This is a genomic window from Aliivibrio friggae (genome assembly GCF_057368515.1).
Map to the genome: position 1 here is coordinate 1,171,827 of NZ_CM170648.1, position 15,675 is coordinate 1,187,501.

14 protein-coding genes are annotated in these 15,675 nt (G+C 39.5%); 12 read left to right on the forward strand and 2 right to left on the reverse strand.

All coding sequences use genetic code 11. The features are described 5' to 3' along the window. The first annotated feature begins 165 nt into the window (after nucleotides 1-165). The 9 genes from AC2INI_RS05510 (at nucleotide 166) to dcuC (ending at nucleotide 9,323) form a co-directional block, all read left to right on the forward strand. Nucleotides 166-1,122, forward strand: coding sequence for an MBL fold metallo-hydrolase (locus tag AC2INI_RS05510; RefSeq protein WP_486305528.1), 957 nt, complete (start codon nucleotides 166-168; stop codon nucleotides 1,120-1,122). Further along, nucleotides 1,112-1,420: a hypothetical protein gene (locus AC2INI_RS05515; RefSeq protein ID WP_122035233.1), complete on the forward strand. Its 309-nt coding sequence runs from the start codon at nucleotides 1,112-1,114 to the stop codon at nucleotides 1,418-1,420. The genes AC2INI_RS05510 and AC2INI_RS05515 overlap by 11 nt, the downstream gene beginning before the upstream one ends. Continuing rightward, nucleotides 1,408-2,274: an MbnB/TglH/ChrH family RiPP precursor modification enzyme gene (locus AC2INI_RS05520; RefSeq protein ID WP_486305529.1), complete on the forward strand. Its 867-nt coding sequence runs from the start codon at nucleotides 1,408-1,410 to the stop codon at nucleotides 2,272-2,274. The genes AC2INI_RS05515 and AC2INI_RS05520 overlap by 13 nt, the downstream gene beginning before the upstream one ends. Continuing rightward, nucleotides 2,267-2,995 (forward strand): HvfC/BufC family peptide modification chaperone, encoded by a 729-nt coding sequence (locus AC2INI_RS05525; protein WP_486305530.1) that lies wholly within the window; start codon nucleotides 2,267-2,269, stop codon nucleotides 2,993-2,995. Before AC2INI_RS05520 ends, AC2INI_RS05525 begins: the two co-directional genes overlap by 8 nt. After that, the gene (locus tag AC2INI_RS05530) at nucleotides 2,988-3,569 is read left to right on the forward strand and encodes an HvfX family Cu-binding RiPP maturation protein (protein ID WP_122035227.1); all 582 of its coding nucleotides are present in this window, start codon (nucleotides 2,988-2,990) and stop codon (nucleotides 3,567-3,569) included. Before AC2INI_RS05525 ends, AC2INI_RS05530 begins: the two co-directional genes overlap by 8 nt. 111 nt (nucleotides 3,570-3,680) lie before the next feature. After that, entirely contained in the window at nucleotides 3,681-5,261 is a 1,581-nt protein-coding gene (locus tag AC2INI_RS05535) for a cytochrome ubiquinol oxidase subunit I (RefSeq protein WP_486305531.1), read from the forward strand. After that, a complete protein-coding gene (gene cydB / locus AC2INI_RS05540) occupies nucleotides 5,261-6,397 on the forward strand; it encodes a cytochrome d ubiquinol oxidase subunit II (protein WP_486305532.1) in 1,137 nt (378 codons plus the stop codon). The genes AC2INI_RS05535 and cydB overlap by 1 nt, the downstream gene beginning before the upstream one ends. A gap of 329 nt (nucleotides 6,398-6,726) precedes the next feature. Further along, complete coding sequence (gene pepT, locus AC2INI_RS05545) at nucleotides 6,727-7,956, forward strand: peptidase T (protein WP_486305533.1); 1,230 nt, start codon at nucleotides 6,727-6,729, stop codon at nucleotides 7,954-7,956. Between the two features lie 2 nt (nucleotides 7,957-7,958). Further along, complete coding sequence (gene dcuC, locus AC2INI_RS05550) at nucleotides 7,959-9,323, forward strand: C4-dicarboxylate transporter DcuC (RefSeq protein WP_122035217.1); 1,365 nt, start codon at nucleotides 7,959-7,961, stop codon at nucleotides 9,321-9,323. An 89-nt stretch (nucleotides 9,324-9,412) separates the two neighbouring features. On the opposite strand, the gene AC2INI_RS05555 is transcribed toward dcuC, so the two are convergent. Next, entirely contained in the window at nucleotides 9,413-10,669 is a 1,257-nt protein-coding gene (locus AC2INI_RS05555) for an adenylosuccinate synthetase (RefSeq protein WP_045101802.1), read from the reverse strand. Between the two features lie 135 nt (nucleotides 10,670-10,804). On the opposite strand from AC2INI_RS05555, the gene AC2INI_RS05560 reads away from it, so the two are divergent. The 3 genes from AC2INI_RS05560 (at nucleotide 10,805) to AC2INI_RS05570 (ending at nucleotide 15,282) form a co-directional block, all read left to right on the forward strand. Next, nucleotides 10,805-11,695, forward strand: a complete 891-nt coding sequence (locus tag AC2INI_RS05560; RefSeq protein ID WP_162922529.1) for a LysR family transcriptional regulator — start codon at nucleotides 10,805-10,807, stop codon at nucleotides 11,693-11,695. Nucleotides 11,696-11,892: 197 nt separating this feature from the next. Next, complete coding sequence (gene gad, locus AC2INI_RS05565; protein ID WP_122035212.1) at nucleotides 11,893-13,287, forward strand: glutamate decarboxylase; 1,395 nt, start codon at nucleotides 11,893-11,895, stop codon at nucleotides 13,285-13,287. 117 nt (nucleotides 13,288-13,404) lie between these two features. Then, a complete protein-coding gene (locus tag AC2INI_RS05570; protein ID WP_486305534.1) occupies nucleotides 13,405-15,282 on the forward strand; it encodes an aspartate:alanine exchanger family transporter in 1,878 nt (625 codons plus the stop codon). A 90-nt stretch (nucleotides 15,283-15,372) separates the two neighbouring features. On the opposite strand, the gene AC2INI_RS05575 is transcribed toward AC2INI_RS05570, so the two are convergent. Continuing rightward, nucleotides 15,373-15,576, reverse strand: a complete 204-nt coding sequence (locus tag AC2INI_RS05575) for a hypothetical protein (protein WP_486305535.1) — start codon at nucleotides 15,574-15,576, stop codon at nucleotides 15,373-15,375. Nucleotides 15,577-15,675: the final 99 nt, after the last annotated feature.

The window sequence follows — 15,675 nt, forward strand, 5'->3', positions numbered from 1 at the left end:
GTTTAGTTTAACTTAATGGTTTGTTAAAAATACAAATATATATTTAACTATGGAGATCGTTTACTTTATGTCTTGCTTTGATTTACATCAAATAATAATGATTTAGTAACGTAACTTTTGATAGCTCACCCAAAAGTTTTCATAATCAGATATGAGGTAATAAATATGAAACAGCCTTTAAAAGCACTTGTTATTGCGCTTGGTTTCACTTTCGGTGCAGCAAATGCCTACGCCATTAGTATGGAACCATTAGACAAGGAATACACGTTACAAGTATTAGGATCGGGTGGTCCTATTTCTGATGATCTTCGTGCCTCTTCCGCTGCTGTCATTTGGTGGAAAGGAAAATCTAGATTTATGATTGATGCCGGAGGTGGTGCCTATCTTCGTTTTGGACAATCAGGTGCAAAACTTGAAGATTTAGACTTTTTAGGTATCACTCACTTCCATACCGATCATGTAACAGATTTACCTGCCATTTTAAAAGGTGGATTCTTCTTTAATCGTGAGGATGCGTTAGATATTTCAGGACCAACCGCAGGTGCTGGATTTCCAAGTTTAACTGAATACATGGATGCGCAATTCAATTCAGACAAAGGCGCTTATGCTTACCTTAATGGCTTGCTTACTGGCGAAGGGATCTTTCCTGTCACCTTGATTGACGTTCCATACCAATCAAAAAATGAAACCAAAGTATACGATAAAGATGGAGTGGTAATCACTGCATTTGGTATTCCTCACGGCAATGTTCCTTGTCTTGCTTATCGAATTGAAACTAGTGAAGGTGTGTTTGTTGTTTCTGCTGATCAAAACGGAACTAACCCCGGGTTTGTTGATTTTGCAAAGGGCGCTGACATTTTAATGATGCCAATGGCAATTGCTGAAAGTGCAGACGAAGAAGTTTCGGCATTTATGCATGCAAAACCATCGACGGTTGGGAAAATAACCGCTCAAATAAACCCTAAGCTACTTGTTGTTGACCACATGATGGGCCTGAGCTTGAAATTTAAAGCAGAGTCTCTAGACATTATAAAACAATATTACAAAGGTGAAGTGATAGCGGCGCGTGATCTCTCTAGTTTTCCAATGAATGCAGTTAAGGATAAAACCAATGAACAATAAACTTACTTTATCAATTGTTATGACCTCTGTGATTGCGCTTAATTCAGGGATGGTTTCTGCTGCAGAACCAGTAGAAGAAGCTATTGTAGCGCAAGCCAGTTCTGGTAATGGTGGTCATTGTGCTGCAGGTAAATGTGGTACTGAAAAACGCTTTGGAAAAGCAGATTTAAACGGTGATCCACAAGGTCGTTTAGTGAGAGCGAGAGACGGTAAGTGCGGCCTGTCAGGAGAGGGGATTAATGCCCCTGCTGTGATTACAGATAAAAGTAAAATTACAGGTGGGTTATGCGGTCAATAATCGATACAAGTAAAGGTATTGGATTACGCAGTGAGCATATTGAAGAGCTATGTACATCTCCAAAACATAAAGACATTGATTTTCTTGAATTAGCGCCTGAAAACTGGATGAACATAGGAGGGCAGCGACGTGAATCTTTAAAGCAGATTGCAGAACATTATCCATTGATAGCGCATGGTCTAACGTTATCTATTGGTGATGGCCAGCCTCTGAATAGAGAGTTTATACAGCAAGTTGCTCGTTTCCTTAATGAATTTAATATTGAGATGTATAGCGATCATTTAAGTATGTCGCGTGATAAGCAAGGGTATTTATATGATCTTCTTCCAATCCCTAGACGTAAAGAAAACATCTCTTATTTAGTCGATAGAATTCAGTGCGTGCAAGATATTATTCAGCGTCCATTAATACTAGAGAACATCTCTTACTATCACGATTATGGGAATGAGATGCCAGAAGGTGATTTCTTCTCGGAAATTATAAATCGAAGTGACTGTAAGTTATTGCTAGATATAAATAATATTTACGTAAATAGCCATAATCAGAGTTACTGTCCTTATGAAATGCTAAGAGCCTTACCGAGTGATTCAATTGCTTATTATCACATCGCTGGGCACCTAAAAGATGACAATAATTTCCTTTTAGATACCCACGGTAAATCAGTACAAGGGGAGGTGGTGGAGTTAGCAAAATATACGTTTGAGGTTCATGGTTGTAAGCCTTTATTACTTGAGAGAGATAATAACTTACCGCCATTAAATGAATTAACAAGCGAGCTTTGCACTATTCATCAGAATATTCTCAATCAACAACGAGGATTGAATCAAGCAAGTGAGGGAGGTCATTATGCTTAATACTCCTGCAACGATGTTGACCGAAATTGAATTATTTTCTAAGGCGATTCGACAGCAACCAAAACAGAAGTCTACTCGCCGTTACCATGAGTTTGTTTGTGAAAATATTGTAGGGGTAATTGAAAATACTTTCCCTTTATTCTCAGGGACACAGAGTGCTGATGATCTTAATCAGTTAGCTAATGAGTTTATTTATTATCACAGCGCAACTGAACCAGAGTTTCATCAAATAGCGACAGAGTTTGTTCAATTTATTCAAAACAAAGTGGAGTTAATGCCACGGCTGTTGAAATTAATTGAGTACGAGTGGGTCACTTTTAATGTCGAAATAGCAATGATAAGAACGGACGAAACACACTCATCATGGGAAGAAATTTCAGCTCAACCTAACGCTTTTACATTGAGTTGTAATGCAGTGATGCAATTGATAGAGGTTCCATTTTTAGTTGAAGAAGACGCGGTTAATTTTCTTTCTAAAGATGAAGACTCCGTTGTGTACGGTGTTTATCGAACAAAAGAAAACATCGTCGTATCTCAAAAGCTTAGGGATATTGATGTTGCGATTATTCAACTTATTTCTCAAACACCCAAAATCACATTAACAAAAGCAGAGCAGCATATACATACACACTTAGCAGGGTTTGATTTTATGTATTGGGTGCATTCTTTTACTCAAAACCAACTTATTACGATTCAGTTTTTAGGAGATAAACATGATTAATTCAATTATCGATGGGTATGACAATTTTATTGTGAAATGCAAGAAATGGGACTTTGTTGTTTTACTTGGTATTCGATTATTTCTTATTCCAGTTATTTATGTAGGAGCACATTCAAAAGTAACAGGCTTCGATGGTGCGGTTCAATTAATGGTCGAACTTGGTCTTCCTTTTCCTACTTTTATGGCCTTTGCAGCAGCAGCGACAGAAGTTATTGGCTGTATTTGTATCGCTATGGGGTTATTTACTCGAATTATTTCTATCCCAATGATCTTTTTAATGAGTGCTGCAAGCTTAACGGTGCACTGGAAGCATGGCTGGGATGCGATAGCAACAGGAAGTATGGAATCAACATGGCGTTTGAATGGGTTTATTGAGTGGTTATCTGCTAATTACCCTGGTCGTTATAACTACATTACAGAGTTGGGTGACCCTGTGATGCTGAACAATGGCATGGAGTTCGCGACGACCTATTTTGTCATGCTTGCCGTGTTATTTATTTATGGTGGTGGCCGTTACGTAAGTATGGATTATTGGTTGAAAAAGAAATTTAACCGTAAAGAAATAAAAGGATAAGTGGGATTAATAGGGGAGGCTGACCCCTATTTTTCATTACTTTATATAGTTAGTTATTAATCAAAAGCGGTTAAATATCGCTGATTATATCGACGTTGGGAAAGAAGTATTATGTTAACAGATGTCGTTGATCTCTCACGATTTCAATTTGCAAGCGTGGCTTTATATCATTTCATTTTTGTGCCACTGACTATTGGTCTGTCATTTTTATTAGCAGTGATGGAAACTATTTATCTCGTTACCGGAAAAACGGTTTATAGAGACATGACTAAGTTTTGGGGGAAATTATTCGGCATTAACTTTGCCATGGGGGTCGCGACTGGATTAACCATGGAGTTCCAGTTTGGGACTAATTGGTCATACTATTCCCATTATTCTGGTGATGTTTTTGGTGCTCCATTAGCAATAGAAGCGATGCTTGCCTTTTTCCTTGAATCGACGTTAGTAGGGATGTTTTTCTTTGGTTGGGATCGTATGTCCAAAGGAAAGCATGCTCTATGTACATGGTTAACCGCAATTGGTTCTAATTTTTCTGGTTTTTGGATCTTAACTGCCAATGGTTGGATGCAAAACCCTGTGGGTGCGGAATTTAATTATGAAACCATGCGTATGGAAATGACGAGTTTTATGGATGTTATTTTAAACCCGATCACTCAAGTTAAGTTCTTACATACTGTTTCTGCCGGTTATGTCACTGGTGCCATGTTTATTATGGGGATAAGTGCTTATTACCTATTGAAGGGGCAAGATCGCTCATTTGCACTTCGCTCCTTTACTGTGGCGTGTTGCTTTGGCTTAGTAACTATTATTTCAACGCTATTTTTGGGAGATGAGTCAGGCTATGAAGCAGGCCAATATCAACCAGTAAAATTGGCAGCAATGGAAGCCGAATGGGAAACCGAAGAAGCTCCTGCATCATTCACATTATTGGGTTTGCCTAATCAAGATACAATGGAAACCGATTATGCAATAAAGATCCCTTATATAATGGGCCTGATTGCAACACGATCTACCGATACTCCCGTTGTTGGATTAAATGATCTAGTGAAGACGAATGAACAACGTGTTCGTAATGGTATGGTCGCTTATGGGTTACTCAAAACACTACCAGAGAATATGGATAAGTTTAACGAGCTAAAAGGCGACCTCGGTTATGGCCTATTACTGAAAAAATACACAGATAATGTTATTGATGCGACAGAAGACCAAATACAGCAAGCGGCAAAAGACACCATCCCTAATGTCTCTCCAATTTTTTGGAGCTTCAGAATAATGGTTGCATCGGGGATGTTGATGTTTGGCTTGTTATTGCTTTCTTTCTGGTACATGTGTCGAAATCGTTTGGAAGATAAACGCTGGTTATTAAAAGCCTGTCTTTTGGCAATGCCACTGCCTTGGATAGCGATTGAGTGCGGCTGGTTAGTGTCAGAATATGGTCGCCAACCATGGTCGATTCAAGAAATACTGCCAACAGCAATGGCGGCATCGGATCTAACCGTTAATCAAATACTAGCGTCATTAGCCGTTGCTTTTGGGTTATACACCTTCTTACTTATTATCGAAGTTCGTCTGATGGTTAAGTATGCGCGTATTGGACCTAGTGCACTAAAAACAGGTCAATATCACTTTGAAAGAGAAAACACAGATGAACATGAATTAATGTTAATTTCATACCAAGGAGGAAATAAATAATGTTTGATTATGAATGGTTACGTTTATTTACTTGGGGAGCGATTGGGGTTTTATTAATTGGATTTATTATTACCGATGGCTTTGATATGGGGGTTGCCGCATTACTTCCTATTATTGGAAAGACGAACAATGAACGCCGAGTAATGATTAACTCTGTAGCGCCACATTGGGATGGTAATCAGGTGTGGTTGATTACGGCTGGTGGTGCCATCTTTGCCATTTGGCCTACAGTTTATGCGGTATCATTCTCTGGGTTTTATATCGCAATGATGTTGGCGCTTGCTGCATTGTGGCTACGACCGGCAAGTTTTGAGTATCGTGCAAAAGTGGATAGCTCATCATGGCGTAAAAAGTGCGATATTGGCTTAATGATAAGTGGCATTGTTCCTCCTATTATTTTCGGTGTAGGTTTTGGGAACCTCTTAGTCGGCGTGCCATTTGATATGAACTATTTAATGATGATTCATTACAGTGGCAGTTTTTGGGATTTACTAACCGTTTTTCCAATAGTCTGTGGGCTTCTGTCTCTATTTATGGTGCTATCTCAAGGTGCGGCTTATCTACAGTTAAAAACAACACTAGGGATCAGAGAAAGAAGTCAGAAAGTGACAATCATATGCTCAATGGTATGTGTCGGACTGTTTATACTCGGTGGTTTTTTAGCGGTAAATATGAATGGTTATATTATAACGAGTGAGGTTATTACTCACTTACCATCAAACCCATTACATAAAGAAGTTGCTAGCGTTACTAATGGTCTATTGCATAACTACAGTGATAATAACCTGCTGTATCTTATACCGATACTAGGTGTTGGCATGTACCTATTAACGATTGTATTTTCTTACATTCGTTCTAGTGGCTTTGCATTCTTAACATCAAGCTTAGCGATGGTTTGTATTATTTTGACCGCAGGTATTGCACTGTTTCCTATGATCATTCCATCCAGTATTAGCCCAGACCATAGTCTGACTATTTGGGATGCAACATCAAGTGAGCTAACACTGCAAATTATCTCAATTGTCGTGGTATTGGTTGTCCCCGTTATTCTTGGATACACAGTGTGGTGTTATTCAAAAATGTTTGGTCGTATTGATACGAATTACGTTAAAGAAAACAGCGCTCGATTATATTAATAGGAGAAGAGTATGTGGATTATTATGTGGGTCTTCATTGTATTAGTGGCTTGTGGTTTTGGAATGATAACGTGCATCTATCAAGAGAATCATAAAGGCTATTTTGATAAGGAATAAGAGTATATTTACTTAATAGTACTCTTATTCGACTTTACAAAAATACCGCTTATATAAGTAAGTGGTATTTATTTTTAGATAAGGTTCTTAGTACGGTTATTTTTGAAAGCTAAATAACCACTTTTAAATTATGGTTATTGAGATAATAGTCACTTAAAAAAAATTAAAAAATCGTAATATCTTTGTTTTATAAGTAATTTTGGATTAAAACAATGAATGTAGTAGAACGTTTTTTAGGTTACACAAAGATCAATACAACCACAAATCAAGCGAATGGTGCTGCTGGTATCATGCCTTCAAGTGCAGGCCAATATGAATTAGCGTGTTTGGTTAAAAAGCAATTAGAAGATCTAGGTTGTGTTGATATTGCTCTTCGAGATACCGCTATTCTTACCGCTACTTTACCGTCTAACTCTAAAAAACAATTACCAACTGTTGCCTTCTTTGGACATCTTGATACCAGTTCAGAGCGAATTGAAGATACGCATGCAGAGGTGGTTCGTTATGAAGGGGGAGATATTCCATTATCTACTGGTCCAATTCTTTCTCTAAAAGAGCAGCCAGAACTTGCAAATTATGTTGGGCAAGAAATCATAGTGAGTGATGGACAATCATTACTCGGTGCTGATGATAAAGCGGCGATTGCTGCTATTTTAAATGCATTGCAGTTTTTCCACGAAAATCCAGAAGTTGAGCATGGAACGGTAAAGGTGGGTTTTGTTCCTGATGAAGAGCAAGGGCTTCTGGGAGCAAATGCATTTGATGTTAATGAGTTTGGTGCTGATTTTGCTTACACACTAGACTGCTGTGGAATTGGTGAATTTGTTTGTGAAAACTGGAATGCAGGTAATGCAGTGGTTACATTTACAGGACAATCTGCACATCCGATGAATTCAAAAGGTAATTTGATCAATTCTTTGTTGTTAGCCAATTCTTTCATGACCCAGTTCCCCGCAAAAGAAACGCCAGAACACACCGAGGGGCGTGAAGGTTATTATTGGATGAAGAAACTTGCAGGAAACTCAGCAAAAACCATTCTTAATATGGATATTCGAGATTTTACGGAAGAAGGTTATGCATATCGAAAAGCCTTTATTGCCGAACAAGTAAGTATGTTTAATGAAGCGAATAACAATCGAGCCGTTCTTGAAATGAGTGATCGTTATAGCAACGTGCATAACTTTTTAAAAGACTCTACATTAGCTGTTGATTTAGCAATGGCGGCTTATAAAGAAAATGGCATAGAACCAAAAGTGATCCCTATGCGTGGTGGTTACGATGGGGCAGTGCTTTCAGAAAAAGGTTTGCCATGCCCTAACATTTTTACTGGCGCTCATAACTTCCACTCAATATTTGAGTATTTGCCTGTTCCATCACTAGTGGCTGCAAGTAACGTGGTTAAGACAATTATTATCAATTTAACTGAGCATGAAGGTATATAAATATGGCTCAGTTAATATTGGTTCTTATTGTTGTCGTTATTGCCGCCAGAATGATTCTAAAAGGCTACAAAGCAGAGCCTACCTTATTAATGTCAGGGACTGTTTTAATTTTTGCTACTGGGATATTTGGTTGGGGACCGATGCTACCAGCTTCTGTGGCATCGACTAATTTTTCAGGATTTGACCCGTTTAAGTATATCCAATTTTTGATGGGATATCGTGCGGGAGCATTAGGCTTGATGATAATGGCGTTAGTCGGATTTGCTGATTATATGAGTCATATTGGTGCTAATGATGTCGTCGTTCGCTTAGCCACAAAACCATTAAGTCGCATTAAAAATAAAAATATCATGTTGTTCTTTGCTTATTGTATGGCGAGTATTCTTCAACTCGCAATTCCATCAGCAACTGGATTAGGCGTGTTATTAATGGGCACCCTGTATCCTGTAATGTTGGGCTTAGGTCTTTCTCGTGGTAGTGCTGCAGCGGTTATTGCTAGCTCATTGGCGGTAAGCTTTACCCCAACGGGTGTTGATGCTATTCGTGCCAGTGAAGCATTAGGAATGGATTTAATGAGTTACGTTTCTCATTACCAAGCGCCAACATCGATTGCAACAATGGTAGTGATTGGGATTATGCATGTTATCTGGCAAACCCATGTAGATAAAAAACACCCCGAGCAATTTGAAGAAGCTGCATTAACTGAATCAAAAGAGGGGGCTTCTGCACCGAGTTACTATGTAATGCTACCTTTACTTCCTATTATTATGGCGATAGTTTTCTCTAAATTAGTGGTTTCAACCATTAATATGGATGTGACAACAATCGTTTTTGTTTCCATGTTTGTCGCCATGCTGTGTGAATGCGTTACAAAAAGAAGCTTAAAGGTTGTGTTTGATGGCTTTGGTGTCTTTTCAAAAGGAATGGGGAGTGCGTTTAGTAGCGTCGTTGTTTTACTCGTGGCAGCCGGTGTTTTTGCTTATGGTATTCAAGCAACGGGTGCTATTGCTAACTTAATCATGCTTGCCGAATCGGTTGGTTTACCAAGTGTTGCTATGACGTTAGTTTTTGCTGTTGTTACCCTATTGGCTGCAGTGATAATGGGGTCAGGTAATGCACCATTCTTAGCGTTTGTTGAATTAATTCCAACTATCGCATCAAGCATGGGAGCAAATACCGCAGCGATGTTAATGCCAATGCAACAAGCCTCAGCAATTGGTCGTGCGATGTCCCCAGTGTCGGCGGTTGTTATTGCGTCAGCAACAGGAGCGAAGTTAAGTCCTTTTGATGTCGCCAAACGGACTTCAGTACCTGTGTTAGTTGGTTTTGTGTTCCACTTTATTATCGTATATGCATTTTATAGCTAAATTACGTTTATATTTTTGATACAAAAAAGCCACACAACCTAAAATTCCCAAAAGGTTGCGTGGCTTTGTTATTTTTAGAGAACGTCCGATTAACGGATGATCATTTGTTCACGTTCAGGACCAACAGACACCATACTTACTGGCACGCCCATTAGTTCTTCAATACGTAATACATACGCTTGAGCTGCTTTTGGTAGACTTTCAAAAGTACGACAACCTGTGATGTCTTCTTGCCATGCTTCCATGTTTTCGTAAACAGGGCTTAATGCTGAAGTTTGAGGCCAGATTGGATTCTCAGTGTGTTCGCCAGCATAAGACGTACAAATTTTAAGATCCGCCATACCACTTAAACAGTCAATTTTTGTTAGTGCGATTTCAGTTGCTGCTTGTAGTTCAACACCGTTGCGCGTTGCTACTGCATCAAAGTAGCCCATATCACGTGGACGACCTGTTACTGCGCCATATTCGTTAGCCGCTTCACGGAAGTTATCTTGCTCTTCCATGGCAGTAACTAATGTACCTGTACCAACAGATGAGCTGAAAGATTTAGCAACGGCAATAATACGTTCAGGACGCAAAGCAGGTAAACCACTACCGATACCAGCATAAGCTGCTGTTACGTTTGAAGAGGTAGTCCATGGATATTCACCGTAAACTAAATCACGACCAGCGCCTAACTGTGCTTCAAACAATAAATTTGCATCGTTTTTCTGCATTACTTTTAGAGGCTCAGTCACGTTACAGATGAATTTACGCCAAGGAGCAGTCACTTCTAATAGCCATTCTGTCATTTCTTCTGCCGTTTGGCTGAAATCACACGTTGGGTATAGAGCGTTAAGTTGTGGCATTTTCCAATCAAGCATGAATTGAATGCGTTCAAGTAATACTTCAGGTTGCATTAACCAACCCACAAGGATGCCTTTTTTCATTACACGATCACCATACGCAGGAGCAATACCTTGACGAGTTGAACCGTAAGCACCGTCGCCTAAACGTAATTCTTCAAGTGTATCTTCAAGCGCATGAAGAGGAAGGCAAAGTGTAGCACGATCAGAAATGTGCATTTTTACTTCAATGCCAGCGGCTTTAACTTCTGCGATTTCTTCGCTTAATGCCGCAGGGCTAATTACCATGCCAGGGCCAAGAACCGCTGTACAATCTGGGTTAAAAATACCGCTTGGAAGTTGGTGTAGCTTAAAGGTACCGAAGTCATTTACCACAGTATGACCGGCGTTATTACCGCCCTGAAAACGAATACTTGCAGACGCATCCGCAGCAAGAAAATCAACGATACGACCTTTACCTTCATCGCCCCAATTAGCACCAACAACAACAATAGACGGCATAACACAAACTCCTAAATGATTAAGACGCTATGCTAATCCCAATAAGTTAATATGAGAAATTAATTATAATTATCGACTTGATAATAAATCCATATATCATATTGGGTGAAATGTATTCAAAAAGAGAGTATGGGAATGCTTGATCTCCATTGGCTTAAAACATTTGTCACGTTAGCTGAATTAAAACACTTTGGTAAAACAGCGACAGCACTTCATATGACACAACCTAATGTTAGCTTACACATCAAACAGTTAGAAAGTACCACTCGAGTAAAGTTGATTGAGAGAAACCCTTTTCATTTAACGGAAGCAGGGGCTCGTTTACTACAAACCAGCCAAGACACACTAATGGCATTGCAAGTGTGCCAAGCCGATTTGAATGCGATTAATGATATGAGCCGTGGAACACTAACCATTGCGGCTAGTGATATTATTTCGCGCTTATTATTGATTGGGCCATTCCAATTATTTAAGCAAGAGTTCCCGGGTATCGATTTTTCTCTGCTTAATACCACCTCTTCGCAAGCGTCTGAATTAGTGAAAAGTGCAGAGGCCGATTTAGGCTTTGTTATTGCACAGAAAGAAAGTCAGCCTCTGCATTTTACTGAATTACAGCAAATAAAATGGTGTGCACTGGGTAATCATCTTGAAGAGTGGCAACAAGCGAATCTTGATCCTACAATTACTCTAGATGATGAACCAACATTGATTTTATTAGGTCACGATACGCGAACACGAGACTTACTTGATTTAGCTTTACCATCTTTAAATCTACCTAAATATCGTATCATGGAGGTGGGTAGTGTAGATGCCCAGATTGATTGGGCTGAGGCGGGATTCGGAGTGGCGATAGTCCCTGAATTCTCTATTCATCCAAAGCGAAATCTTAAAGCGACGGTAACCCCATTACCTAAGTTTCCGACGACTAGCTTAGGGTATATTGTTAGGCAAAATCAGGTGTTGTCTAAAGCAATTAAACAACTGCTAAAATGGGTAGATGAAGAGATAATTCGTTCACAAAAATAGTCATCTTAACGACACATATGTTTTATAAAGTGGAATAAAGTACATTGACATTCATAACTAAAGGGTCTAGAAATGTAACTAAATATTAATGGATAACTAATTGACACTATTGTAATTAGTTATTAATTAAGGCCGAATTTAATTAATTCGACAGTTTATATTCTTATTGTTTGTTCAATTCAATGGAGCTAAAACGTATGCCTCTTCACTCTAAAGATACAGTCAGAGATGATCTTCTTGATGATGTTTATTCGTCAGCTGACCTTTCGTTATCTATGCCAAAATACAAAATGCCTGAACAAGAACATGACCCCCGTCATGCCTACCAAGTCGTTCATGATGAGCTCATGATGGATGGTAATTCTCGACAGAACTTAGCTACGTTTTGCCAAACTTGGGTTGAAGATGAAGTTCATAAATTAATGGACGAATGCATCGATAAGAACATGATCGATAAGGATGAGTATCCTCAAACCGCTGAACTTGAAGCACGTTGTGTGCATATGTTAGCGGATTTATGGAACTCTCCAGACGCAGAAAATACGTTAGGTTGTTCTACTACAGGGTCAAGTGAAGCAGCAATGCTAGGCGGAATGGCCTTAAAATGGGCTTGGCGCGAAAAAATGAAAAAGCTTGGCAAACCAACAGACAAGCCAAATATGATCTGTGGTCCTGTTCAAGTGTGCTGGCATAAATTTGCGCGTTATTGGGACATTGAATTACGTGAGATCCCAATGGAAGGCGATCGCTTAATCATGACGCCTGAAGAGGTGATTAAACGCTGTGATGAAAATACCATTGGTGTTGTTCCAACATTGGGTGTGACATTTACTTGTCAGTATGAGCCTGTAAAAGCGGTGCATGAAGCGTTAGATAAATTACAAGAAGACACTGGATTAGATATCCCAATGCACATTGATGCGGCGAGTGGTGGTTTCTTAGCCCCATTCTGCGATCCTGACTTAGAGTGGGATTTCCGTCTTCCTCGAGTGAAATCGATTAATGCATCTGGCCATAAATTCGGTTTAAGCCCACTAGGTGTGGGTTGGGTGATATGGCGTGATGCGTCTGCATTGCATGAAGACCTGATTTTCAATGTGAACTATCTAGGTGGCAACATGCCGACCTTTGCATTGAACTTCTCTCGTCCTGGTGGCCAAATTGTAGCTCAATATTATAACTTCCTACGCTTAGGTAAAGAAGGCTACCGTAAAATCCATCAAGCCTGTTACGACACCGCTGTTTATTTATCCGCGGAAATTGAAAAACTGGGTATGTTTGAGATTATCTATGATGGTAATGGTGGAATTCCTGCAATGAGTTGGTCATTGAAAGAAGGGGTTAATCCTGGTTTTAACTTATTTGACCTATCGGATCGAATTCGTTCTCGTGGTTGGCAAATTGCCGCGTATGCGATGCCACCAAAGCGTGAAGACTTAGTGATTATGCGTATTTTAGTTCGTCATGGTTTCAGTCGAGATCAAGCTGATTTATTAGTTGCTGACTTAAAACATTGTGTTGAGTTTTTTGCTAAGCATCCTATTTCCCACGGCAGTGATGAGTTGGAATCTTCAGGCTTTAATCACGGTTAATATCTTTTGGGCCACGTTTCTAGTGGCCCATTACTCCCCATTCGTTTCAATTAATATTTATATGAAATTAGTGTTAATTGAAACCTAGTTTGTCTTTATTCTGTATGGAAAATAATTATGAATATTGAACAATTAAGTAATGCCTTACGCTGGATTAAATCTCAACGTTGGACTTTATTATTTACTCTTTCACTTTTTACCTTCTCTACTAACCTTATGGCTGCTGAAAATATTGAAGCGTTAGCTGCACATGACGCATCTGGTGTTTTTGGTTTTCTATTTTTTTATATCGCTCACAATCCTTTTGTGTTTCTTTTCTTAAGTATTGCCATTGGCTATCCGTTAGGAAAAGTAACAATTAAGGGGATTAATTTAGGCTCAACGGCTGGGACCTTGGTTGTTGGGGTTGCTATCGCATTAACCGCTTTCTCTGTTTATGGTTTGCATATCGATGCACCGGGTTTGGTGTCTGATATCTTCCTAATGATGTTCATGTACGCAATAGGTATGAAAGTTGGACCTCAATTCTTCTCTGGTTTAGCAAGAGGTGGGTTGGATTTTGTCGTTATTGGCTTAATTGTTGTGTTCAGTAACTTCATTATCGTTTTCTTTGGCGCTAAATTATTGGATTTAGCTCCAGGTTATGCCGCAGGGATTATCTCGGGTAGTTACACGGTAACTGCGGTGATGGGGGTAGCTCAATCAGCGATTGATTCTGGAGCCGTTAAAGCACCCGCTGGAATGACGCTTGATCAGATCAGTGCCAATATCGCTGCGGGTTATGCCATTAGCTATATTTTATCTAGCGTATTTATTATCTTACTTATTAAATATCTGCCTGCCATGTTTGGTGTCGATCCGGTTAAAGCCGGTAAAAATGCAGAGGCAGAATTTGGTGCTGGTGGCGATACAGAAGCACTACCGAGTACCAATGGGTTCTCTAATTTAGGGGTTCTTCCGCTAGATATTCGAGCTTATCGTGTTGATCATCAAGAGTTGGTCGGCCAAAGTGTTGAAGCGCTATTTCACCGTTATCCTCACGCTGCAATTCTTAAAGTGGTTCGTGGTGATGAAGTCATTGATTCTGCGGATAACCCACAGCTACAGCTTGGTGATATTATCGGTATTCGCGGTGATTATCATGTTTTAATCGAAGGTGGCGAATCCACGGTTGGTGTTGAAGTTGATGAACCAAGAGCACGTAATGTAGATATAGAAGTGGCTGATATTCATCTAGGTAAATCAGAATATACAGGCAAAACAATTGAAGCTATAAGTAAAGATGTCGGCTTTGGTATCTATATGAAATCTTTATTTAGACAAGGGCATCAGTTACCTATGTTACCTCAGACTGTGGTTGAGGTAGGGGATGTTATTCGTGTTGCAGGTTCTGATTGGTGTGTTCAGCAAACCGCGAAGAAACTGAACAGTAATCCAATCGTTGAAAGTACACTGACAGAAACCTTCTACTTAGCACTTTCTCTATTGATTGGTTATGTATGTGGTCACTTTAGCGTCACGCTAGGTGGGATCCCATTTGCCTTAGGTACATCTGCAGGTTGTATGTTAACGGGGATTATATTCTCATTCTTACGCACTCGTAATCCAGCATTTGGTGGGCCTATGAGTGAAGGGGCGCGTAGCTTCTTACAAGATATTGGTTTGAGTTTGTTTGTTGCGGTATTAGCTGCGACAGTAGGACCTAAAATATTGGCATCATTCCAAGGTATTGTGGTTATTAAAATCGCAGGCCTAGGTTTAGTGGCGGCGTTACTTCCACCGTTGCTTGCTTGGATCTACGGTTTCTATTTCAGAAAAATGAACCCTGCAATTCTCGCTGGTGCTTGTGCGGGTGGACGTAATAGTACTCCTGCAATGAAAGGGGCTCAGGATGAATGTCAGAGTGATATGCCTGCGGTAGGCTACCCTGTTCCTTATGCGTTAACATCTATGATTGTTCTCGTATTAGGTTATCTGACAATGGTCTTGTATTAACAGGTAATAAGTATGACAAGCGTTTGATGATTACAGCCAAGGCCGTTTCGTTAAACAAAAAAGCCATAGTGATGTTCATCATTATGGCTTTTATACTCTTCTTTTCTTTCTCTTTTTTGGTCTTTTTTTCTCGAGTACTTTAGTGAGTAGTTCCCTTTGTGGCTCTGAGATCGGGAATCTATCCATCAATTGGTTTTGTGCATTTAAAAGCAGTGTTTTTTCCCATGCTTTAAAGACATCGAACTCAAGTAAAATAGCATCATTGATTTTGATGAAAAGTTCATAGTCGTTCATAAAGCTCCTTACTTAGAGGAGAACCATAACACAGGTAATTGTTAAATATCAGACTATGAAAATAGTTTATTTATTTGTAGTAGCGCATTAGCTCTATAT

Coding starts and splice junctions, on each gene's coding strand:
- AC2INI_RS05575 (WP_486305535.1), bottom strand. CDS start 15,576: ATGAACGACTATGAACTTTTCATCAAAATCAATGATGCTATTTTACTT.
- AC2INI_RS05555 (WP_045101802.1), bottom strand. CDS start 10,669: ATGCCGTCTATTGTTGTTGTTGGTGCTAATTGGGGCGATGAAGGTAAA.
- pepT (WP_486305533.1), top strand. CDS start 6,727: ATGAATGTAGTAGAACGTTTTTTAGGTTACACAAAGATCAATACAACC.
- dcuC (WP_122035217.1), top strand. CDS start 7,959: ATGGCTCAGTTAATATTGGTTCTTATTGTTGTCGTTATTGCCGCCAGA.
- gad (WP_122035212.1), top strand. CDS start 11,893: ATGCCTCTTCACTCTAAAGATACAGTCAGAGATGATCTTCTTGATGAT.
- AC2INI_RS05510 (WP_486305528.1), top strand. CDS start 166: ATGAAACAGCCTTTAAAAGCACTTGTTATTGCGCTTGGTTTCACTTTC.
- AC2INI_RS05535 (WP_486305531.1), top strand. CDS start 3,681: ATGTTAACAGATGTCGTTGATCTCTCACGATTTCAATTTGCAAGCGTG.
- AC2INI_RS05520 (WP_486305529.1), top strand. CDS start 1,408: ATGCGGTCAATAATCGATACAAGTAAAGGTATTGGATTACGCAGTGAG.
- AC2INI_RS05525 (WP_486305530.1), top strand. CDS start 2,267: ATGCTTAATACTCCTGCAACGATGTTGACCGAAATTGAATTATTTTCT.
- AC2INI_RS05530 (WP_122035227.1), top strand. CDS start 2,988: ATGATTAATTCAATTATCGATGGGTATGACAATTTTATTGTGAAATGC.
- AC2INI_RS05560 (WP_162922529.1), top strand. CDS start 10,805: ATGCTTGATCTCCATTGGCTTAAAACATTTGTCACGTTAGCTGAATTA.
- cydB (WP_486305532.1), top strand. CDS start 5,261: ATGTTTGATTATGAATGGTTACGTTTATTTACTTGGGGAGCGATTGGG.
- AC2INI_RS05515 (WP_122035233.1), top strand. CDS start 1,112: ATGAACAATAAACTTACTTTATCAATTGTTATGACCTCTGTGATTGCG.
- AC2INI_RS05570 (WP_486305534.1), top strand. CDS start 13,405: ATGAATATTGAACAATTAAGTAATGCCTTACGCTGGATTAAATCTCAA.